The sequence below is a fragment of the Streptomyces sp. NPDC015125 genome (genome assembly GCF_043080045.1).
Taxonomy (GTDB): domain Bacteria; phylum Actinomycetota; class Actinomycetes; order Streptomycetales; family Streptomycetaceae; genus Streptomyces.
Genome location: NZ_JBIBVF010000001.1, coordinates 974,297 through 996,178 on the forward strand (window position 1 = coordinate 974,297; position 21,882 = coordinate 996,178).

At 69.3% G+C, this 21,882-nt stretch carries 20 protein-coding genes; 7 read left to right on the forward strand and 13 right to left on the reverse strand.

Features of this window, described 5'->3' with window-relative positions:
* Positions 1-54: 54 nt before the first annotated feature.
* Complete coding sequence (locus tag ACF088_RS04245) at positions 55-1,767, reverse strand: glycoside hydrolase family 20 protein (protein ID WP_392373819.1); 1,713 nt, start codon at positions 1,765-1,767, stop codon at positions 55-57.
* Positions 1,768-2,146: 379 nt separating this feature from the next.
* Here ACF088_RS04245 and ACF088_RS04250 point away from each other — a divergent pair, with 379 nt between their 5' ends.
* The 5 genes from ACF088_RS04250 to ACF088_RS04270 all read left to right on the forward strand — a co-directional run bounded on the left by ACF088_RS04250 (position 2,147) and on the right by ACF088_RS04270 (position 6,332).
* On the forward strand, positions 2,147-2,704 hold the full coding sequence (locus ACF088_RS04250; protein WP_392373998.1) for a 2-oxo-4-hydroxy-4-carboxy-5-ureidoimidazoline decarboxylase: 558 nt from the start codon (positions 2,147-2,149) through the stop codon (positions 2,702-2,704).
* 204 nt (positions 2,705-2,908) lie between these two features.
* Positions 2,909-3,289: a succinate dehydrogenase, cytochrome b556 subunit gene (gene sdhC / locus ACF088_RS04255; RefSeq protein ID WP_030066793.1), complete on the forward strand. Its 381-nt coding sequence runs from the start codon at positions 2,909-2,911 to the stop codon at positions 3,287-3,289.
* A gap of 6 nt (positions 3,290-3,295) precedes the next feature.
* A complete protein-coding gene (locus ACF088_RS04260; protein WP_392373820.1) occupies positions 3,296-3,784 on the forward strand; it encodes a succinate dehydrogenase hydrophobic membrane anchor subunit in 489 nt (162 codons plus the stop codon).
* 20 nt (positions 3,785-3,804) lie between these two features.
* Entirely contained in the window at positions 3,805-5,559 is a 1,755-nt protein-coding gene (gene sdhA / locus ACF088_RS04265; RefSeq protein ID WP_392373821.1) for a succinate dehydrogenase flavoprotein subunit, read from the forward strand.
* On the forward strand, positions 5,559-6,332 hold the full coding sequence (locus tag ACF088_RS04270; protein ID WP_328384971.1) for a succinate dehydrogenase iron-sulfur subunit: 774 nt from the start codon (positions 5,559-5,561) through the stop codon (positions 6,330-6,332). The genes sdhA and ACF088_RS04270 overlap by 1 nt, the downstream gene beginning before the upstream one ends.
* A 72-nt stretch (positions 6,333-6,404) precedes the next feature.
* On the opposite strand, the gene ACF088_RS04275 is transcribed toward ACF088_RS04270, so the two are convergent.
* The 9 genes from ACF088_RS04275 to ACF088_RS04315 all read right to left on the reverse strand — a co-directional run bounded on the left by ACF088_RS04275 (position 6,405) and on the right by ACF088_RS04315 (position 15,499).
* Positions 6,405-7,235 carry a DUF5937 family protein gene (locus ACF088_RS04275; protein WP_392373822.1) on the reverse strand — a complete coding sequence of 277 codons (831 nt, stop codon included), beginning with the start codon at positions 7,233-7,235 and terminating at the stop codon, positions 6,405-6,407.
* A 152-nt stretch (positions 7,236-7,387) separates the two neighbouring features.
* On the reverse strand, positions 7,388-7,894 hold the full coding sequence (locus tag ACF088_RS04280) for an FBP domain-containing protein (RefSeq protein ID WP_392373823.1): 507 nt from the start codon (positions 7,892-7,894) through the stop codon (positions 7,388-7,390).
* Between the two features lie 129 nt (positions 7,895-8,023).
* Entirely contained in the window at positions 8,024-8,671 is a 648-nt protein-coding gene (locus tag ACF088_RS04285) for a hypothetical protein (protein ID WP_392373824.1), read from the reverse strand.
* Between the two features lie 68 nt (positions 8,672-8,739).
* Positions 8,740-9,960, reverse strand: a complete 1,221-nt coding sequence (locus tag ACF088_RS04290; RefSeq protein ID WP_392373825.1) for a S8 family serine peptidase — start codon at positions 9,958-9,960, stop codon at positions 8,740-8,742.
* A gap of 307 nt (positions 9,961-10,267) precedes the next feature.
* Positions 10,268-11,461: a S8 family serine peptidase gene (locus ACF088_RS04295; protein ID WP_392373826.1), complete on the reverse strand. Its 1,194-nt coding sequence runs from the start codon at positions 11,459-11,461 to the stop codon at positions 10,268-10,270.
* Positions 11,462-11,575: 114 nt separating this feature from the next.
* Complete coding sequence (locus ACF088_RS04300) at positions 11,576-13,078, reverse strand: hypothetical protein (protein WP_392373827.1); 1,503 nt, start codon at positions 13,076-13,078, stop codon at positions 11,576-11,578.
* 42 nt (positions 13,079-13,120) lie between these two features.
* On the reverse strand, positions 13,121-13,438 hold the full coding sequence (locus ACF088_RS04305) for a hypothetical protein (RefSeq protein ID WP_392373828.1): 318 nt from the start codon (positions 13,436-13,438) through the stop codon (positions 13,121-13,123).
* Between the two features lie 197 nt (positions 13,439-13,635).
* Positions 13,636-15,186, reverse strand: a complete 1,551-nt coding sequence (locus ACF088_RS04310) for a metallophosphoesterase (RefSeq protein ID WP_392373829.1) — start codon at positions 15,184-15,186, stop codon at positions 13,636-13,638.
* Positions 15,187-15,208: 22 nt separating this feature from the next.
* Complete coding sequence (locus ACF088_RS04315; RefSeq protein WP_392373830.1) at positions 15,209-15,499, reverse strand: SCO4848 family membrane protein; 291 nt, start codon at positions 15,497-15,499, stop codon at positions 15,209-15,211.
* A 10-nt stretch (positions 15,500-15,509) separates the two neighbouring features.
* Between ACF088_RS04315 and ACF088_RS04320 the strand changes: the two genes are divergently transcribed.
* Positions 15,510-16,982 (forward strand): D-alanyl-D-alanine carboxypeptidase family protein, encoded by a 1,473-nt coding sequence (locus ACF088_RS04320; protein ID WP_392373831.1) that lies wholly within the window; start codon positions 15,510-15,512, stop codon positions 16,980-16,982.
* Positions 16,983-17,158: 176 nt separating this feature from the next.
* Here the strand turns inward: ACF088_RS04320 and ACF088_RS04325 are convergent, their stop codons facing one another.
* The 3 genes from ACF088_RS04325 to trpS all read right to left on the reverse strand — a co-directional run bounded on the left by ACF088_RS04325 (position 17,159) and on the right by trpS (position 20,172).
* Complete coding sequence (locus tag ACF088_RS04325) at positions 17,159-18,142, reverse strand: YihY/virulence factor BrkB family protein (RefSeq protein WP_392373832.1); 984 nt, start codon at positions 18,140-18,142, stop codon at positions 17,159-17,161.
* 230 nt (positions 18,143-18,372) lie between these two features.
* Positions 18,373-18,957 carry a 2'-5' RNA ligase family protein gene (locus tag ACF088_RS04330; protein WP_392373833.1) on the reverse strand — a complete coding sequence of 195 codons (585 nt, stop codon included), beginning with the start codon at positions 18,955-18,957 and terminating at the stop codon, positions 18,373-18,375.
* A gap of 204 nt (positions 18,958-19,161) precedes the next feature.
* Positions 19,162-20,172, reverse strand: coding sequence for a tryptophan--tRNA ligase (gene trpS, locus ACF088_RS04335; protein ID WP_392373999.1), 1,011 nt, complete (start codon positions 20,170-20,172; stop codon positions 19,162-19,164).
* Between the two features lie 344 nt (positions 20,173-20,516).
* Between trpS and ACF088_RS04340 the strand changes: the two genes are divergently transcribed.
* Positions 20,517-21,848 carry a cytochrome P450 gene (locus tag ACF088_RS04340; RefSeq protein WP_392373834.1) on the forward strand — a complete coding sequence of 444 codons (1,332 nt, stop codon included), beginning with the start codon at positions 20,517-20,519 and terminating at the stop codon, positions 21,846-21,848.
* Positions 21,849-21,882: the final 34 nt, after the last annotated feature.

Consider the following 21,882-nt stretch of genomic DNA (forward strand, 5'->3'; position numbering starts at 1 on the left):
TGGCGGCCCCGGCCGTCCTCGTTCTCTCACCCGTTTCTTACCGGGTCCTCTCGCTCACACCCGGCCCGCCAGCGCCTTGAAGTCCGTCCAGGACAGGGCGGGTGTTCCCGGGTCCCAGGTCTTCTGCGCCAGTGCCGCCAGCGGCAGCCGGATCCCGGCCGCCACCTGCTGTGGCGTCTGCGCCTGGGAACGGTCGCACCAGATCGCGAAGCGCGCCCCGGGGATGCGGTCCGGGCCCGTCATGCTCGCGGGCACCGCCACCGGCCGGCTGCCGCGGAGGACCATCGGCGTCCAGCTCTGGTAGATCCGCTGACCGGTCGGATAGGTGAACTGGTTGGGCTCGCCGAGCACGTAGTAGAGGTACGCGTCGTTGAAGTTCATGACGTTGCGGCCCTCGCGGAGGAATTCCGCGGGGTCGCGCTTGCCGGCCTCCGTGCCGGTCCAGTAGTCGACCATCCGGTTCTTGTCCGCGCTCACGACCCCGCCGGCGAAGAATCCGTCGTTCCAGGCCTCGACGCGGTTCTTGCCGTTGGCCTCCACGGTCTTCTGCCGGTCGTTGAGCCAGCCGGTCGTCAGGTCCTCGATGGTGCCGCGGGACCCGTACTTCTGCCGGGCGGCCCGCGCGAGCTGCGGGTACTTGGTGGCGGGGGAGGACGACATCAGCGCCTGGTACTCGTCGCCGCCCAGATGCCAGTACGCCGGGGCGCCCTTGGGGTTGGTGAACAGCTCGCTCATTTCCTTCAGCAGCGAGTCGATCAGCGGGGCGGACTTGGGGTTGGAGATGTCGATCGCCCCGGGGACCACCCGGCCCTGGGCGTTGCGCAGCAGCAGGGCGGGATAGTGGTCCAGCACGGCGCCCAGATGGCCGGGCGAGTCCAGCTCCGGGACGACGGAGATGTGCAGGGTGCGCGCGAGCGCGATGATCTGGCGGACCTGGGCCTTGGTGAGATGGTCGGCGGAGACGATCTCGGGGTGGGTGTCGCTCTGGATGCGGAAGCCCTGGTCGTCGGAGAAGTGCAGCTGGAACTGGTTGAGCTTGAGGTCGGCGATCTCCCTCAGCCGGGCCTCGATCCAGTTCTGGGTGAACGGCTTGCGGGCGTTGTCCAGCGACAGTCCGCGCTGCGGGCGGTCGGGCCGGTCCTCGATGGTGCCCTCGGGAAGTCCGCCGGCGGCGCGTACGGCCTGCTTGACGGTGCGGGTGCCGTAGAAGATCCCGGCGTCGGTGGGGGCCGTGAGAGTGAGCTTGGCGCCGGCGGCGGTGAGGGTGTAGGCCTGGTCGGCCGAGCTCTCCACGGGGACGTTGTTGTCGCCGTTCTTGCCCGTCTGCTTCACCTCGATATCGCCGGGCCGTACGGGCTGATCGCCGTAGACGATGCCGAGGCCGAGGTCGTTGGCCATCCGCTGGGCCTCGTCGGCGACATTGCTCTGCTCGCCGGCCGGTACCACCACACGGGCGCCCTTGGACGGGCGCCAGCCGCGCCCGTCGGCCCCGCGGAATTCGCGGACGGCCGGGATGACCTGCGGCTTTCCGGTCACCGGTGCCCATGTCGGGGTGGCGGAGGACGAAGGGTTCACCTTGGCACTGGTGCTCCCGGGCGGCTCGGTGTCGGCGGTGCCGGAGCAGCCGGCGAGCAGCAGCGCACCGGTGAGGGCCGCGGCCGACAGCGCGGGCCGGGCCGCCGGGCCCGTCCGCGCCCTGGGCCTCGTCAGGGGGCGCAGCAAGGCCGAGGGCCGCGGGGCGCGCGGCGGCCGCATCGGATTCGACATCGTGCAATCCTCACTTTTCGGGGCGAAGGCATTGCCAGGTGCGTGGAGCCGGTCGTCCACCGAACGCGCGAAAGCTCTCTCATCCGGGTGAAATTCGCGCATCCTTCGGACAGCGAACGACACGCGTCGTTAGCGTGGCGGTTCCAGTCGTCACCCCCTTCACAGGGCCCTCCGGGAACCACCGGATACCGCCGGATACCGCCGGGGTGCCGTGTCACACGCACCACCGTCACACCCGCCGCCGCTTCGCGTCCCGGCTTCGGTCCGCTTCCCCCAGCTTCCGTCAGTCGTCCGTCCCGCACCCGTCGAAGAGATCCATTCGCATCCGTCCGAGGAGCCCACGCTGTCCGGTGACACCCCGGCCGCCCGGCCGACGACGCTGCGTCCTGTGCAGCCCCCGTGGTGCGGCATATCGTCACGGGCCCCCGGCTCCGCCCTGCCGCGCCCCCGCCGTGAGGGCATCGGGCTCGGCCGCTTCAACGCCCTGAGCCGTGACGACACCCTGGCCGCGCTCCTGAGCTGCTGCGGCAGCCGCCGCTGGGCCGAGCGGGTGGCCGCGCACCGCCCGTACCCGGATCCCGAGTCGCTGCTCGCCGCCTCCGACGAGGCCTGTTACGACCTGACGGCGGTGGAGCTGGACGAGGCGCTCGCCGAGGAGTCCCTCTCCCCGCAACCGCTCGTCGGCGCCCGCGGACCCGGCACCCTCGCCGCCCACACCGCGCTGCGCGCCGCCCATGCCGAGTACGAGCGGCGGTTCCGTCACGTCTTCGTCATCTGCCTGGACGGCTACCGCGACGAGGAACTGCTCGACCAGGTGCTGTCCGGCATCCGTACCCGGCTGGGCAATGAGCCGGACGAGGAGCGGGCGGTCGCCGCGGACGAGCTGCGCCGGCTGGCCCGCGGCCGGCTGATCCGGCTGATGAGCTCCGAGCCATAACGGATCGCGGCGTCTGTCCGGGAAAATTCCGGTTCGTTCCTGCGTGATAGCCCGTTGGTGCCTGTTTGATCACACCTAAGGACCCCGGCGCAAGGAACCGACAGCACGTCGCTACGATGGCCAGGGCCGGTGGACCGTACCCGGCCGGGCCCGACCGACAGAGAAGCCGGCTGGCCCCAATCCCCGCTCCCGGAGGGTTTTTCCGTGCCGGCTGGAACGCTGTACCGCGGCCGGGAAGGCATGTGGTCCTGGGTGGCTCATCGAGTCACCGGCGTCCTCATCTTCTTCTTCCTGTTCGTACACGTCCTCGACACCGCTCTCGTACGCGTCTCCCCCGAGGCGTACGACAACGTCGTTGCGACATACAAGACGCCGATCGTCAACGTGATGGAGTACGGCCTGGTGGCCGCCATCCTCTTCCACGCGCTCAATGGCCTGCGGGTCATCGCCGTGGACTTCTGGTCGAAGGGCCCGAAGTACCAGAAGCAGATGCTGTGGACGGTCGTCGGTGTCTGGGTCGTATTGATGGCCGGTGCCTTCTACCCCGTGCTGCAGCACACCCTGCGCACGCTGTTCGGGAGCTGACGCGAGATGTCTGCTGAAACCACCCCCGCAGAGGCCACCGCGGCGGGCGCGACCGACGGCGCCTCGCTCTACGACGTGGACCACCCGGCTCCCGTCATCGAGCCGCCGCGCAAGCGCACCAAGAAGACCGGGAGTGCCTCCCGGGGCAACTTCGAGATGCAGGCCTGGCTGTTCATGCGGCTGTCCGGCATCGTGCTGGTCGTCCTGGTGCTGGGCCACCTGCTGATCCAGCTGGTCCTGGACGGCGGCGTCTCCAAGATCGGCTTCGCGTTCGTGGCCGGCCGCTGGGCCTCGCCGTTCTGGCAGGTCTGGGACCTGCTGATGCTGTGGCTCGCCATGCTGCACGGCGCCAACGGCCTGCGTACGGTCATCAACGACTACGCGCAGCGGGACAACACCCGCTTCTGGCTGAAGATGCTGCTGTACACCGCGACGGTCTTCACCGTCCTTCTGGGCACGCTGGTGATCTTCACCTTCGACCCGAACATCTCCTGAAGCCGGGGCTGACTGGAACCATGCAGATCCACAAGTACGACACCGTCATCGTCGGCGCCGGTGGCGCGGGCATGCGCGCGGCCATCGAGTCGACCAAGCGCAGCCGCACCGCGGTCCTGACGAAGCTCTACCCGACCCGCTCCCACACCGGCGCCGCCCAGGGCGGTATGGCTGCCGCCCTCGCGAACGTCGAGGAAGACAACTGGGAGTGGCACACCTTCGACACGATCAAGGGCGGCGACTACCTGGTCGACCAGGACGCCGCCGAGATCCTCGCGAAGGAGGCCATCGACTCGGTCCTCGACCTGGAGAAGATGGGCCTGCCGTTCAACCGCACGCCGGACGGCACGATCGACCAGCGCCGCTTCGGCGGTCACTCCCGTAACCACGGTGAGGCCCCGGTCCGCCGGTCCTGCTACGCCTCGGACCGCACCGGCCACATGATCCTCCAGACGCTGTACCAGAACTGCGTCAAGGAGGGCGTGGAGTTCTTCAACGAGTTCTACGTGCTCGACCTGCTGCTCCAGGACGTCGACGGCGTCACGAAGTCCGCGGGCGTCGTCGCGTACGAGCTGGCCACCGGCGAGATCCACGTCTTCCAGGCGAAGTCGATCATCTTCGCGTCCGGCGGCACCGGCAAGTTCTTCAAGGTGACCTCCAACGCCCACACCCTGACCGGTGACGGCCAGGCCGCGGCCTACCGCCGCGGGCTGCCGCTGGAGGACATGGAGTTCTTCCAGTTCCACCCGACGGGCATCTGGCGCATGGGCATCCTGCTGACGGAGGGCGCCCGTGGTGAGGGCGGCATCCTCCGCAACAAGGACGGCGAGCGCTTCATGGAGAAGTACGCGCCCGTCATGAAGGACCTCGCCTCGCGTGACGTCGTCTCGCGCTCCATCTACACGGAGATCCGTGAGGGCCGCGGCTGCGGTCCGGAGGGCGACCACGTCTACCTGGACCTGACCCACCTGCCGCCGGAGCAGCTGGACGCCAAGCTCCCGGACATCACCGAGTTCGCGCGGACCTACCTCGGCATCGAGCCCTACACGGACCCGATCCCGATCCAGCCGACCGCGCACTACGCCATGGGCGGCATCCCGACCAACGTCGAGGGTGAGGTCCTGGCGGACAACACCACCGTCGTGCCCGGCCTGTACGCGGCCGGCGAGGTCGCCTGCGTCTCGGTCCACGGCGCCAACCGCCTGGGCACCAACTCGCTCCTGGACATCAACGTCTTCGGGCGCCGGGCCGGTATCGCGGCGGCGGAGTACTCGGCCACCGCCGACTTCGTCGAGCTCCCCGAGGACCCGGCGCAGCAGGTCATCGACCAGGTCGAGCGGCTGCGCGACTCCAACGGCACCGAGCGGGTCACCGAGATCCGCAAGGAGCTGCAGGAGTGCATGGACGCCAACGTGATGGTGTTCCGCACCGAGCAGACGATCAAGACCGCGGTCGAGAAGATCGGCGAGCTGCGCGAGCGCTACCTGAACGTGTCCGTCCAGGACAAGGGCAAGCGGTTCAACACCGACCTGCTGGAGGCCATCGAGCTGGGCAACCTGCTCGACCTGGCCGAGGTCATGGCAGTGTCCGCGCTGGCCCGCAAGGAGTCCCGCGGCGGTCACTACCGCGAGGACTACCCCAACCGCGACGACGTCAACTTCATGCGGCACACCATGGCGTACCGCGAGGTGGGCGCAGACGGCGCCGAGTCGATCCGCCTCGACTACAAGCCGGTCGTGCAGACCCGCTACCAGCCGATGGAGCGTAAGTACTGATGAGCACCCCGACTCTCGACAAGCACTCCGCGGCACTGGACGCGGCCGAGGACGGCGCTTCGCATCTGATCACGGTCACCTTCCGGATCCGCCGGTTCAACCCGGAGGTCTCGGAGGACGCCGGCTGGGAGGACTTCCAGCTGGAGATCGACCCCAAGGAGCGCGTCCTGGACGCCCTCCACAAGATCAAGTGGGAGCTCGACGGGACGCTGACCTTCCGTCGTTCCTGCGCCCACGGCATCTGCGGCTCCGACGCCATGCGCATCAACGGCCGCAACCGCCTCGCCTGCAAGACGCTGATCAAGGACATCAACCCGGAGAAGCCGATCACGGTCGAGGCCATCAAGGGCCTCACGGTGATGAAGGACCTTGTCGTCGACATGGAGCCCTTCTTCCAGGCGTACCGCGATGTGATGCCCTTCCTCATCACGACCGGCAACGAGCCGACCCGTGAGCGGCGCCAGTCCGCCGAGGACCGCGAGCGCTTCGACGACACCACCAAGTGCATCCTGTGCGCCGCCTGCACGTCCTCGTGCCCGGTGTTCTGGAACGACGGCCAGTACTTCGGCCCGGCGGCGATCGTCAACGCGCACCGCTTCATCTTCGACTCGCGCGACGAGGGCGGCGAGCAGCGGCTCGAAATCCTCAACGACAAGGACGGCGTCTGGCGCTGCCGGACGACCTTCAACTGCACGGACGCCTGCCCGCGCGGTATCGAGGTCACCAAGGCCATCCAGGAAGTCAAGCGCGCGCTGATCACCCGTCGCTTCTGACGGACCGTGGGCGCGCGCCCCGGGGCTCCCTCAGGGACACCCCTGAGCGCTCCCCTGGCCCCAGGCGAGCGCTCAGCGCCTGGCGGCGGCGATCCGGGTTCCGCCCCGGCCGCCGAACAGAGCCGGTACGTCCCGAAGGGCCCCGCCTCCGTAACCCCGGAGGCGGGGCCCTTCGGCCTGTCCGCCCGCCGTCTCCCGCGCCGTCTCCCGCGCCGGGTACACGAGCACCGGCGGCAGCTCCTCGTCCACCAACGCCAGCGGATGGTCACAGCAGAAGTACGAGGGGACGAAGACCAGGCCCCGCCCCTGCAGGTGCAGCTCCCGCTCCACCGGATAGCCGACCTCCAGCACCGGCGGCCGCCAGCGTATCGGTGCCCCGAACGTCCGCAGCATCGCCTCCACCCCGGACTGCGCCAGCACATGCTTGCGCAACTCCCGGTCCGCTCCGACCCGTTGGGCGATCCGCGGCCAGGCCGGCGCCACCGCCAGATGGTGGTACGTCCGCAAGCTGCGCGCGAGCTGCCGCAGTGCGGCCGGCTCCCCCTCACCGATGCCGCGCGCCCATCCCGGCAGCGCCCGATGCCCCGACAGCCGGGTCAGCTCGGTCCGCAGCCGCTGCCGCGGGGTGCTCATCACGGCCTCCAGACCGGACTCGACCCCGTACTGGGACGCAGACGGCGTAAGGAAGTCCGGGAAGTACCCGTAGGGCGGGACCAGCGCGAACAGCGTGCGCAGCGGCCCCGGTCCGTGCCGCACGGCGTGTTGCCGCCAGGCCGCCAGCGCCGGATCGGTCCGGTCCTCCCGCAGGCTGTGCAGGCTCAGCACCGTCTCCCAGAGCGGGTCGGCCCCCTCGGCCACTCGCGTACGCGCCAGATCCTGCGCGGTGAAGTGCACTCGCAGCACATCGCCCCCCCTGCTTCTGCGCCGCTGCCCGCACGGCGTGGACACGAGGATCTGTCCGAGGGGTGGATTGCCGCAACCGAAACCCGCGGGTAGCATCCGGGCGGCCGCCGGAACCTGCAACTCAACGGCTGATGTGCCGAGTTGAGCTGTCCCTATCGATCGCCCTCAAGGACCTTTTCCAGGAAGGCGTCCAGGTTCCGTACGGTACGGGCGATCCGCTCCTCCAGCGGCAGCGTCTCCTCATGCCGGCCGGCGAGCTGGGACCGCTTGCGGCCCCGGACGTAGAGAGAGCAGGCAAGGTCGGCGCACAGGTACGTCCCGACGGTATTGCCCTGCCGCCCCAGAGGACCGGCCCGGCGCGCGGCCAGCAGGCTGACGCCGGATCCCGGATGCCCGGTCACACAGACCGAGCACACCGTCGTCTTCGTGAAGCTCCGCCGCACACCTTGCGGCCGCCGCAGCGTCACCCCGATGATCTCGCCATCCCGCGGCGCGACCAGATAACTCCGGTCCGGCGCCCCCGGATCCCGCCATCCCAGGAAATCCAGGTCGGCCCAGGGAAGTTCGGTCAGACCCGTCGGCAGATGGAGTCTGCTCGCCTCACCCTTCGAGCAGTTGACGAACGAGGCACGTATTTCTTTTTCACCTACGGGGTCCATGGAGTGGAAAGGTAACAGCGAATCCCCGGACCCGTCGCCTCATTTATCCGCCACCGGGTACGGACCCCGAACCACACCGCCGGGCAGCGGCAACATGAAGCCCCGGCGCGCCCGTGATACCCGTGGTGATCATGCGCTCGAGCGCATCATCACCGCCCACTGTGTCCTCTTGTTGAGCTTCGCCCGTTCCGCCCTCGCCGTGCGCTCGGCACCGGCTTCTTCCCGTTTCCGTGCGGTCTTTTCCCAGTCCGCCGGCTTCAGAAACAGCATCGCGTTACTCCCCGGAACCACCAGAACACCACCGAAGGGCAGGTCACCCGCGAGCCACGCGCCGCTTTCCGTCACCCCCTCCGGCCAACGGCGGCGACCGGCCGCATTGACCGCCAGCATCAGCGGCGCCCCGTGCTGCCCGCGCGTCGTCACACGGACCTCGTAGACATTGCCGTACTGAGTCCACCGCTCACGCTTTTTGATCACCCGAGGATGGAACTCCATCGGATAGTCGCGAAGCGCTCTTGCGCATTGGGTGACACGGATTCCGTAGATGAGGCGGTGCACCGTAGCGACGAACACGAAAACACCGGCGACAATGGGCAGGGTGAGGAAGACCGAGTCCGACTCTGTCATGCGGGACAAAGCCACTGCGCCTGCCACGAGTACCACGGTGATCAGTAGCCGCACGGCCATGAGTCGAGCCAGGACCAAACGGTTGACCTTCAGCACCTGCGCCACGTCAGGGGCCTTCAGCGGTGCCGGATTCTGCGCTTCGTCCGTCATGCTCTTCTCTTTCCGCGGCTGCTACCGCTGACCTGCCAGTGACGCACTCTGCGGTTGCCGCAGGCGCCTCAGCCCCAGCTCTGACCACCGGCGCTCTTGCGGCGACGGGACACCACGACGAGGGCGACGACGGCCCCGACGACCACCGGAACACCGAGGCCGATGCCGCCGTAGAGCAGGGCCTGATGTATCGCCGCTTTGCCGCCCATCGGCGGGTCGGGGTCCGGCGCGCCGGCATCGAGCTGCGCTGACGCCTTCCCCTTCGGCATCGGCAGCGGGCCCTCCTTGGCGCCCTCGGGAATGTCCTTCCGCAGGGCGGGGCCGGGCTGGATGAAGCCGTAGCCGTAGTGCGTGTCCGGGAGCTTGAGGCCCTGCTGGTCCTTGGGCAGGCCGGCCGTCTTCACCAGCCGGTTGGCGATCTGGCCGGGAGTGAGGTCGGGATACTTCTCCTTGAGGAGGGCGGCCGCGGCGGAGACGTAGGCAGTGGAGCCCGAGTTGCCGTTCTCCGTGTGGTAGCTCGAGTCGCTCCTGCCCGTCGCGGCGGGGATCTCCACCCCGGGCGCGAGCAAGTCCATGTCGGAGTTGTAGTTGTTGAACTCGGCCGACTTGCCGTATTGGTCGATCGCACCGACACCGATCACACCTGGGCAGCCCACCGGATAGCTTTTCTCGGTCGCTGCGTCATTACCCATACCGGCCACCACCACGGCGCCCCGTGAAATTGCGTAGTGGATGGATTCGCAGGTGTCAGCCGAACGACCCTCGCTATAGGACATATTGATGACGTCGGCACCGTGGTCTACGGCCCAGCGCGTGGCCATCCCGGTGTTCTTGTACTCCGGCACCGGAAGGATCTTGGCTTCAGGCGCCAGCCCCTTGACGCCTTCAGAGCCCCCCGGACCGTGTCCGTGGCCCGCGATGATCGCCGCCATGCCGGTACCGTGGTCGAGGACATCCTCACCCGGCTTGAGGTTTTTGGCCCCCTCCGCCTGGGTCGCCTTCCCGAAATACGGCTCGGGAAGGAACTGCCCCTTCACATCTTGATGGGTCTTCCGAAAGCCCGTGTCGAGCACAGCCACCGTCACGCCCTTGCCGGTGGCGTCCTTCCACAGCTGCTCGGCCCCGAACGCCTCCAACGGCCACAGATCCTTACGTGTTTGGTCTGCGGAGGCGGTACCGCTCGCGGTGATGAGCAGCGCGCCGGTCAGCGCGACACCCACCGTCGCGCGCAGTGTCCGGGTGACCCTCATGCTTGGCTCCTTCAAGGGCTCCTTCAAGGGCTCCTTCAAGGGCTCCTTCGGCCAGTCGCCGTGGAGGCCGTCCTCGGGGTCGTCCCAGCTACTCGTTGGCCTTCACGCCCACGTTGAGGCGTCGATCATCTTCCTGGCCTGTTCGGGCCCATGTTTCCGGCGCTCCCGGAACCGTCACACGCCGCGTCGAGCCTGTCCGTGCCGATCTGATCGGCACGGACAGGTGGCAGCGCCGCCCGGGTCCCGTTGAGCTCCTTGACGCACCCCTCAACGGCTTTGAGAAGTACCCCAATTGATCCACGTCCACTGACCCGGCGCGGTGAACCAGGTGGCTGCGGCAGCCGCCTCAGCCCCAGCTCTGACCGACGGCGTTCTTGCGACGACGGGACACCACGATGCCGACGACGGCCCCGATGACAGCCAGCACACCGACGCCGATGCCAGCGACGATCATGAGCTTTTCCCCCTTACCCATGGGCGGGTTCGGGTTCGGTCCATTTTTCACGCCCGCGCTGACAGGCCACTTGGACGCCTTTCCCTCCGGCATGGGAAGGGGGCCCTGCGCGGGGCCTGCGGGGATGTTCTCGTTCAGGGCTGCCTCGGGAACGATATAGCCATACCCGTAATGAGCATCAGGAAGCTTGAGGTGCTTCTTCTTTACGGCAGGGGTCAAACTGGCCGTCTTCACAAGGCGGTTGGCGATTTGCCCCGGAGTGAGGTCGGGGTACTTTTCGCGGAGCAGGGCGACTGCAGCGGAGACGTAGGCGGTGGCGACGGAAGTACCCTTGGTCGTGCCGTAGTGAGAATCGCTCTTTCCGCCTAGGACCGGAACGTCCACGCCGGGCGCAAGAAGATCGACAGCGGAGTTGTAGTTGCTCATCGACCAGACCTTCCCGTACTCATCGACTGCACCGACACCGATCGCACCGGGACAGGCGGCCGGAATATGCTTCTCCGACGTCCCATCATTGCCGACGCCCGCTACCACCACGACGCCCTTTTCCACCGCGTAGTGGATGGATTCACAAACGTCCGGCGCATTCACGTCCGCCAGGAATGACATGTTGATGACGTCGGCCCCGTGATCCACCGCATAGCGAGTTGCACTCGCACTCATCTTGTCCGCCGTCAAGGGCAAGATCTTCGCCCCGGGTGCCAGCCCCTTCATACCTGCAGAGCCAGCGGGACCATGCCCCTGCCCGGCAATGAGACCGGCCATTTCGGTACCGTGATCGCGACGGTCTTCACCTGGCTTCAGAACCGGACCGCGGGCATCATTCTTCGACGGATTGGGAAAGTCCTTGCCTGGGAGAAAACGGCCCGTGAGGTCCTGATGAGTGGTGCGGAACGCGTGCTCGATGACAGCCACAGTGACGCCCTTGCCCGTGGCCTTCTTCCAGATATCCTGGGCGCCGAAGGCGGTCAACGGCCACTGAGCGTCCCTGTTTTGGTCCGCTACTGCCGAGCCGCCCGTGGCCAGAAACAGCGCTCCGGTCAGCGCAGCACCGATGGTCGCGCGCAGAGTTCGTGTGACCCTCATGCCTTGCTCCTCATTGCTTCCGTTCCGGGCGGATGATGACCGCCTGACGAGGTGCTCCGTACGAGGACGTACGGAGCACCCCTCACGCCGACGGCGTCGTCGGCGTTCGCCGTCCTACTCAATGACTCGCGGCGCCACATTACGTTGCGGAGTCCACGTCTCTTCATCCTCGATCAGGTAGTCGGGGCGCTGCTTGGTGGTGCGCTCCTTCTCCCCCTTGCCGTTCCCCTTGGCTCCAGGGGCGCCTGCCATGCCCTGGCCTGCCTTCGTGCCCCCGCGGCTACGGTGCAGCCCGGAGCCGCCCTGCTTGGTGCCACCCGTGGGCGTGCCCGGCTTACCGGCCATGCCACCACGGGTACGGGCCTGCGCACCGCTGCGCCCGGCAGCACCACCGCGGCCGGCGCCGCCTCCGGCTCCGCCACCCATGCCGCCGCCGGGCATGCCCGCACGCCCCGCTCCAGATCCGGTTCCGCCGGGCATACCTGCACGGCCCGCTCCGGATCGGCCGCCGATGGCTCCGCTGCGGCCACTGCCGCCGGGCCCCACGGATCCGCCTCCCTTACCGGGCATAACGGGCATCATTCCGCCGGGCATGCCGGTCGAACCGCCGCCACCCCCAACGGTGCTGTGCCCGCCACCGCCGACGGGAGGGCCGCCGGGAGTCACCGGGTTGGCCGGCGTCAAGGTGCCGTTGTGCAGCCCGTCAAGGCCCGTCCGCACGGGAGGGGACGAGGGGTTGATCTCCCCCCTGCCTGGATCGAACGGCGCACTCGGGCCGCTCGGCGCGTGTGGGGAAAGCTTGGACGGCTTGACGCGCGGGCCGCCGGGGGTCGGCATATTGACGGGCGCCGGGTGCGCAGGCTGCCTCGGCTCGGTCGGCCAGTCATGGCCAGATCCGGGCGGGGGGCCGATGCTCTCGGAAATACTCGGGTGGTTCTGCCGGTAATTGTGCGCCAGCTCTTCCATGACGATGACTGCTTCAACCTGACGCTCTTTACTCAGGGAGAGACTGTCCCGGTTGAGCTCAAGCGCCATCTTGGCGTCCATCTTCGGGTTGGCCATGTCCTTGTGGAACTGAGCGTCATCGCCGTCTTTACCGTTGGTGTCGAAGAGGCCCTCGACGTCTCCGGCATCCTCGATCTTCGACATGGCCGTCTTTGCTTCACGCACACTGTGCGCAATGCTGCCCTTCGCCCCGGTCCCGCGACCTCCGATGAGGGCAGTCTCCACGCTCCTCGCATGGCCATAGGTCCGGTCGATCTTGGACAGAACCTTTTGCGATTCTCGCCGGAAGGCATCCGCCGCGGCGCCATGCCAGTGCGCCGAGGCGTGATCGACAGCGTCCATGAACGCCTTACGGATTCCGCCGCGCCCGTCTTCACCTGCAAGGAGGTCAGCCGACGCGCGCCAGTGATCACCCGCACTCTCAATAGCACCCGGGTTAGAATTCTTGACCATTGCCCGTAGCGCGTCGAGTCCGTGGTGATGGAAGTCGGAGTCGGACTTCGGGATAACCTTGTGCGAACCGAAGTCTTCCTTGATCTGCTCTTTTCGGTTCTTTTCCTTGATCGTCTTTTCGTAGTCTTTGTTGCCGGAATCCGCGGGCACGTCGGACATGGCCCCCCCTGATCGTCAGTCTGGCGTCGATTAACTGTGGACTCAGCCGCTTTGCCGCATGGACGCCTTGGTCTCCTGCTCCTGGTCCTCGTACGCGCCCCGGCTGCGCTCGGTCTTGTCGCCGAACTCCGTGATGAGTTTGTGGAGCGCAGTGATCACCTGGGACATGTATTCCTGCATCTTGTCGTGCGACGCAGAAATGCTTTCGGCTTCGTTGAAGCTGGAGCCGAATGCCGACTTCGGGATGGCGGTGCTGTACTTCATCTTCTGGCTGGGTTTGTCCATGTCGCCGCGAAGCTGCTTGAGTTTGCGCACGACGCTGTCGAGCTCGTCGAGGTCGACCCTGAACTGCTCACCCACTGGTTCCACTCCCCCGTTGGCCCATCTCACAGGCCGGCGAAGCCTGCGGTATGGGCAGCGTAAAGACTGACAAGACTAGGGAGTTGACAGCGTTCGTTGCAAGATCGAATGTCGGAATGTGTACGATTTATTGCACGATGCGACCGTAGTTTGTCGACGGGTTGTTACCTACGTGGCGCAACTCTTCCGGGGCCCGGTCACGCCCGCAGCGACGCGAGTTCGACGACCGTGACATCCGGTGGCGCTCCCACCCGGACCGGCGGTCCCCAGGCGCCCGCGCCGCGGGTGACATAGAGCTGGGTGTCGCCGTAGCGCTCCAGGCCGGCGACGGTGGGGTTGGTGGCGGCGGCGATGTAGGTGAAGGGCCACATCTGGCCGCCGTGGGTGTGGCCGGAGAGCTGGAGGTCCACGCCGAACCGCACGGTGTCGTGGATGGTGACCGGCTGGTGGGCCATCAGGACGACGGCGCGCGAGGGATCCCGACCGCTCAGGGCCAGGTCGTAGTCCGGGCCCGCCTGTTCGGTCTGGCCCGCGATGTCGTTGACGCCGGCGAGATCGAAGCCGGGGAGTTCGGTGCGGGCGTTCTCCAGGGGGCGGATGCCCAACTCCCTTATGTGGTCGACCCAGGGGGCGGCGCCCGAGTAGTACTCGTGGTTTCCGGTGACGAAATATGCCCCGAATCGGGAGTGCAGTCCGCGCAGCGGTTCGGCGGCCGGGGCGAGGTTCGCGACGCTGCCGTCGACCAAGTCGCCGACGATGGCCACCAGGTCGGGGTTGGTGCGGTTGATCGCCTCGACGACCCGCCGGGTGTGGGCGCGGCCGAGGATCGGGCCCAGGTGGATATCGCTGACGACGGCGATCCGGAAACCGTGGGCGGCGCGGGGCAGTTTGGCCAGGGGGATGGTGACGCGCTTCACGGCCGGGCCGCGGAGGGTGGTCACCGTGCCGTAGCCAACGGCGGCCGTGGCGGCGAGGGTGGCACCGGCGGCGACCGCCCGGGCGAGGAAGAGACGGCGGGGCGGTACGGCGAGCGGCGGCAGGGCGGGGGTGCCGGGCGGCAGGAGCGTGGGCGCCGAGGAGGGGGACGGGGTGCGGGGCAGGTCCGAGGACGGGGCGCCGGGCGGGTCCGCGGGCGGGCCGCCCGGTGGATCCGCGGGCGGGCCGCCCGGTGGATCCGAGGACGGGCGGCCCGGTGGATCCGAGGACGGGGCGGGAGCCGGGACGGCGGTGGGCGGCGCCCCGGACTCCGGCAGCATCCCGGAGCCCGGCAGCGTCACAGCGGACGGCGAGGTTCCAGCGGACGAAGGCGCTTCGGCATCCGGAGGCGCCCCGGCATCCGGTGGCGTCCTCGCGTCCGGCGGCGCCCCGGCATCCGGCGGCGCCTCCACATCCGGCGACACCCCCGCATTCGACGACGTCCCCGCATCCGGCTCGTGGTCGCGGAGTACCCGGAGCCCGGCCGCCCGGACCGCCTCCCCCACCAGCAGCGCCAGTGTGAGATAGAGCACCAGGGCCAGCCAGAGAAAGCCGGGCCAGGCCAGTGCCTGCTGGAGGGGGAAGGGGGCGCCGACGCGGCCGGCCAGCAGGGCGGCGAGGGCCGTCAGGGGGAGGGCGAAGGCGGCGGCCGTGCCCGCTCGGCGGGGCCGGCTGTGCGGTGTGGTGGTGTCGCGGACGAGACGGCACCACAAATAGCGGTGCACGCCGAAGAACAGTCCGAGGACCGGGACCACGATCAGGGCGAAGATCACGGCGGCTGCCCGTGCCCGTGGGTCAGGAGGCGGACGAGGAGGGGGCGGAGGGCTGGTCGGACGTGTCCTGTGCGGCCTCGCGGCGCAGGGCACGTACGCCGCGGAACCCGATCACGCCGATCACCGTCCCCAAGAGAAAGGAAGCCACCGCGAGCAGCAGATGGACCCAGAAGTAGGCCGTCGGGTCACCCGCAGCGTCGAAGGCGAGACCGCTCCCGTCCTTCCAGAGGTTTTTGACGAAAGTGATCCAGATGAACCAGCTCCACACCCCGAAGGCGAGCAGGAACCAGGACACGGGGCGAGAGAGCTTCATACGTCCCAGTATGGGCAGCGGCTCCATCCGGCGGTCGGCAGGGGCACTCTTCCGTGGGGTGCTGTCGGCGCCCCGGGCAAAGGCGGGTACGTTCACCGACGTGCCGACGACCTTCTGTGCTTCCACGGCTTCCATGGCCTCCACAGCTTCCATGGCTTCCACGGCTTCCACCGATCCGACCGCCCCGGCCGCCTCGGCTGCCCCGACCGCATCGGCTGCCTCGGCCGCCACCGGCAGTGCCGGTGGCGCGGCGCGCAACGGCTTCCCCCTGCGCACCGCCGCCGCGCTGGCCGCCTCCGGGCTGCTGGCCTCCCCGCTGCTGGCCGGCACCGCACACGCCGACCCCAAGGCTCCCGCGCCGCCGGCGACGATGTCGCAGATCGGCGGGGACCGGCTGGGCACTCCCGGCGTCCACGTGGCGTTGAAGCCCGGCGCCCCCAAGCTGCCGGGCCCGGACACGCTCACGGCCCGCTCGTGGATCGTCTCCGACGCCGCGTCCGGCAAGGTGCTGGCCGCCAAGAACCCACACTGGCAGCTCGCGCCCGCCAGCACCTTGAAGATGCTGTTCGCCGACACGGTGATGCCGAAGTTCCCCAAGAACCAGAAGCACATGGTCAAGCCCGCCGACCTGGCGGGGATGGGCGCCGGCAGCAGCCTCGTCGGGATAAAGGAGAACCTGAGCTATACGGTCCACGACCTGTGGCTGGGTGTCTTCCTGCGGTCCGGCAACGACGCGGTACACACGCTCTCCGCGATGAACGGCGGGACGAAGACCACCGTCACGCAGATGCAGCAGCGCGCGAAGGAACTGAACGCCAACGACACCCATGTGGTGACCCCGGACGGCTATGACGCGCCGGGCCAGGTCTCCAGCGCGTACGACCTGAGCCTGTTCGCCCGGGCGGGGCTGAAGAACGCCGACTTCCGCGAGTACTGCTCGACGGCCAGTGCGCAGTTCCCCGGTAACGAGGGCAAGGGCGGCAAGCGGGCGACCTTCGGCATCCAGAACACCAACAGGCTGCTCAGCGGCGATTACGACATCAAGCCGTACCCCGGTATCGCGGGGGTGAAGAACGGCTCCACCACCAACGCGGGGTCGACCTTCACCGGCGTCGCCCAGCGCGGCGACCGCAAGCTTCTCGTCACGGTCATGAACCCGCAGAAGAAGGAGCACAACGAGGCCTACAAGGAGGCCGCCAAGCTGCTCGACTGGGGCTTTGCGGCGGCCGACAAGGTGGACCCGGTCGGCCGGCTCGTCGGCCCCAGGAGCGAGGACGACGGCACCGGCGCCGAGAACGCCAAGGGCAAGGGCGCGCACGAGAGCACCCAGGCCGCGCTGAACAGCACCGGCGGCGCGGACGGCGCATGGACCGCGGTGGGCATCGGCAGCGGCGTGCTGGCACTGCTGGGCATCGTGGCGTTCGCCGTGCACCGGCGTCGGCCGCTGCCGGAGCTGCTGCGGGGCCGCCGGGACCGGAAGTGACGTAGGGCGAGCAGGAGTTGGGCCAGGCCCGGGTGCGGTAAAGGCCGGCGGGCGTGGATACGGTGCAGGCGGCCGGGCCCGGATGCGGTGCAGGCAGCCAGGCCCGGAGCAGGCAGGCGGGCGGGCCCGGATGCGGTGCAGGCGGGCGGGCGCGGATGCGGTGAGGGCGGATGGCGTCAGGCCCCCCGGGGGTGCTCCTGTCCCTCCGGCCGCTCCGGCCCTGCCGGCCCCGCCGGCCCGTCCGGCACCTCCCGCCCCTCCGGACCCCGCGCAGGCCCCTCCGGCACCTTGAGATCCTCGCCCTCCGCGCGCTGCTCGCCCTCCGTGGCCGTCCAGGAAGCGCAGTACACCAGCAGCTTCGCGGTGAAGTTGATCCACAGCAGCAGCGCGACCGGGGTGCCGAAGGCGCCGTACATGCTCCGGGAGGCGACGCCCTGGAGATAGCCGCTGAGCAGCAGCTTCAGCAGTTCGAAGCCGATCGCGCCGAGGAGGCCGGCGACCACTACGGCGCGGCGCGGCGGATGGACGCCGGGGAGCCTGGTCAGTATGTAGGCCAGCAGCAGGAAGTCCGCGAGGACGGCGATGACGAAGCCGGCGACCGAGAGCAGGACACTGCCGATGCCGCCCTCCGGCAGACCGATCGCATCGGCCACCCTGCCCACCGCGGCGGACGCGAAGGTCGAGCAGGCGAGGGAGAGCACGGCGACGCCGCCGACCCCGAGCAGCAGGACGCCGTCCCGGAGCTTGCCGAGGAAGAAGTTGGTCTTCTCGTTGTCCTTCTCCCATACCGCGCGCAGGCAGTCGCGCAGTGACTCGACCCAGCCGATGCCGGTGAGCAGCAGCGCGGCACCGGCGACCAGGCCGATGGTGGCGGCGTTGTCGACGAGTGCGGCGATGTCGAGCTGTCCCGAGATACCGGGGAGCTGCTCGGCGATCTTGCCCTCCAGCGTGTGCAGCCGGTCGTCGCTGAGCAGCGCGGCACCGATCGCGGCGGCGACGGTGAGCAGCGGGAAGAGCGCGACGAAGCTGGTGAAGGTGATCGCGGCGGCGAGCCGGGTCCAGTGCACCCGGAGCATCCGCTCATAGGCACGCCAGAGGTGGGTGGTCATCAGCCAGGTGACGGCCGGTCCGATCCCGGGCAGTTTGCGCAACCAGTCCATGGCGTTCCCCTCGTGCGGCCCAGGGCGTCCGTTGCCCTCGTGCCCTCGTGCCCTTCTGCCCGCCGGTCCGTGCAGGATGTCAGGCGACTGCCGGGGCCGATCGGAAAGACGCGCCCTGACCTCCGGGTATCCCGGCTGCGGGGCATCCCGTGAACGGCGGGACCGTGAAGACAGGCCCCGGGATGCCCCCCAGGAATGCCCCGGGGCCCCCTACGGGCCGGCCCCCACGGTCAGCAGGAGGCGGCCGGCGGCCGGGAAAGATCGGCGGCCTGGCGCGGGACGGCGGCGGTCTGCGGCCCGAAGGGGTACTCCCGCTCCAGCCGCCACACCGCGTCCGGGCCCTGCTCGTAGAGCGCGAAGCCACCGATCGTCCAGGTGGCGCAGAAGTCCCTGAGCCCGGCCTGGGCGCGGTCCATGGCCTCTTCGTCGATGCCGTGGGCGACGGTCACATGCGGGTGGTACGGGAACTGCAGCTCGCGTGCGCAGGGGCCGGATGCGGCGCGGATCCGGGCCTGGAGGGCGGTGCAGCCCGTCACGCCCTCGGTGACCTTCACATAGACGACCGGGGAGAGCGGCCGGAAGGTCCCGGTGCCTTCCAGGCGCAGCGGGAAGGGGCGGCAGCCGGCCGCGACCTCGGCGAGGTGGCGTTCGATGCCGGGCAGCGCTTCGGCACCGACCTCCGTCGGCGGGAGGAGGGTGATGTGCGTGGGGATGCCGGGTGCGGCCAAGTCCCCGAAGCCCTCGCGCTTCCTCTGGAGGAAGCTGCCGTACGGCTCCGGGACCGCGATCGAAACGCCCAGCGTTACGGTCCCCACTGCGTTCTCCCTCCTGACGTATGTGCGGCGCGCTCGCGCACCCTCTTAGTGTGCCGGGTGCGCGCCCTTCGCGGGGAGCGTCCTCGGCCGTCTTGTGCGCAGGCACAGAAGCCCCCACGGGTGGGGGCCCCGGGTCCTGTGCGGTCCGCGCGGCCGGTTGTGGCCCGCCCTGCGGACGCTCCCGGCCGTGCGCGGACGGTGCCGTCAGTGCTTGGCCGGCAGCAATCCGAGCCGGTCATAGGTGGTGGCGAGGGTCTCGGCGGCCACCGCACGAGCCTTCTCCGCACCCTTGGCCAGGATCGAGTCCAGCGTCTCGGGGTCGTCCAGATATTCCTGCGTACGGTCCCGGAACGGTGTGACGAATTCGACCATCACCTCGGCGAGATCGGTCTTGAGAGCGCCGTACATCTTGCCCTCGTACTTCTGCTCCAGCTCCGGGATCGTGGTGCCGGTGAGGGTGGAGTAGATGGTGAGGAGATTGGAGACACCGGGCTTGTTCTCCGCGTCGTAGCGGATCACGGTGTCGGTGTCGGTGACCGCGCTCTTGACCTTCTTCGCGGAGACCTTCGGCTCGTCGAGGAGGTTGATCAGGCCCTTGGCGCTGGCGGCCGACTTGCTCATCTTGGCCGACGGGTCCTGGAGATCGTAGATCTTGGCCGTCTCCTTGAGGATGTACGGCGCCGGGATCGTGAACGTCGCGCCGTAACGGCCGTTGAAGCGCTCGGCGAGGTCGCGGGTCAGCTCGATGTGCTGGCGCTGGTCCTCACCGACCGGGACCTGGTGGGCCTGGTAGAGCAGGATGTCGGCGATCTGCAGGATCGGGTACGTGAAGAGGCCGACGGAGGTGCGGTCGGCGCCCTGCTTGGCGGCCTTGTCCTTGAACTGCGTCATCCGCGACGCCTCGCCGAAGCCGGTGAGGCAGTTCATCACCCAGCCGAGCTGGGCGTGTTCGGGCACATGGCTCTGGACGAAGAGCGTGCAGCGCTCCGGGTCGAGGCCGGCGGCCAGCAGCTGGGCGGCCGCGATCCGGGTGTTGCGGCGCAGCTCGGCCGGGTCCTGCGGGACGGTGATCGCATGCAGGTCGACCACCATGTAGAACGCGTCGTGGGACTCCTGGAGCGCCACCCACTGGCGCACCGCACCGAGGTAGTTGCCGAGGTGGAAGGAGCCGGCGGTGGGCTGAATACCGGAGAGCACACGCGGAGAACTCTGCATGGCGGAGCCATTCCCCTGAGGGTGGTGTTGGGCGACGGGCGGGCGATCGAGAGCCATGCCACCGATTGTCTCAGGTCCGCAAGGGGGGACCGGCGCAAGGTGACGGAAGGCAGGGGAAGGCAGGGGAAGGCAGGGCAAGGCGGGGGGAAGGAGCCGCGGACCGCCCGCGTGCAGGTCGCGCGGTGTGGGACGCCGCCACCGGGGGCGGAGGCGGCCTGTTCGGGGCGGCCGGGAGCTGGAATCGTGGCTCGGAGCTCGGAGCTCCGTGCTCCGTCCTCCCTGCTCCGTGCTCCGTGCTCCCTGCTCCGTGCTCCGTGCTCCGTCCCGATCTGCGAGGACCGCCGATGACCGACGCCCGCCGTCCTGCTTCCCCGGCCGACACCGGCCGTCCCGCGTCCCCCGCCGACACCCGCCGTCCCGCGCCCCCGCCCGGCGCCGCCCCTCCCGCAAGCTCCGACGGGGCGCCGTATCCGCTCGCCCCCGGCGGCGCCGGCCGGGCCGCGGCCGATGCGCTGCTGCGGGCGGCCGGAGCGGTGGTCCCCGTCCTGCTGCCCGGGGAGGTGCCCGCGGTCGCCGTCACCCGCCACGAGGTGCTGCGCGAGGTCCTTGCGCACCCCGAAGTCGCCAAGAACGCCTGCCACTTCACCGCCCTGCACGACGGCAGCGTGCCGCCCGGCTGGCCGCTGACCACCTTCGCCACCGTCGACGGGATGACCACGGCCGACGGGGCCGATCACCGGCGGCTGCGCGGCCTGGTGACCAAGGCGTTCACCGCGCGGCGGGTGGCGGCACTGCGGCCCCGGGTGGTGGAGCTGACGGCCGGGCTGCTGGACGGGCTGCCGGGTGCCGCCGCGGCCGATGGCACGGTGGAGCTGCGCCGGCACTTCGCCTATCCCCTGCCGATGAGCGTGATCTGTGAACTGCTGGGTGTGGACGCCGCGTTGCGCGACCGGCTGCACGAGCTGTCGAACCTGATCGTGAGCACGACCGGCACGGCCGACGAGGCACGGGCCGCCCACCACGAGATCATCGCCGTCCTCACCCACGTCGCCGAGGCCCGGCGGGCGGACCCGGGCGACGATCTGACCAGCGCGCTGCTCGCCGCCCAGGAGGAGGACGGCGACCGCCTGAGCGCCCGGGAGCTGGTCGGCACCCTGCTGCTGATGATCGTTGCGGGGCACGAGACCACGCTCAATCTGATCACCAACGCGGTCCGGGCCCTGTGTACCGACCGCAGGCAGCTGGAGCTGGTGCTGACCGGGCGGGCCACCTGGGACGACGTGGTCGAGGAGACGCTGCGCTACGACAGCCCGGTCGCCCACTTCCCGTTCCGCTACCCGGTCCGGGACCTGGAGATCGGCGGCACGGTCGTCCCCCGCGGCACACCGATGCTGGCTTCCTACTCCGCGGCCGGTCAGGACCCGGACGCCCACGGTCCCGACGCGGACCGGTTCGACGTCACCCGGCGGCCCGCCGCCCGGCACCTCTCCTTCGGCCACGGGCCGCACTACTGTCTGGGCGCGCCGCTGGCCCGGCTGGAGGCGACCGTCGCCCTGGAGGCGCTCTTCACCCGCTATCCGGCGCTGGACCTCGCCGTGCCGGACGCGGAGCTGCCGCCGCACCCGAGCTTCATCGGCAACAGCACCCACGTCCTGCCGGTCCGGCTCACCGGCTGATCACGGGCAGCCGGTGAGCCGGACCGGCACGCGG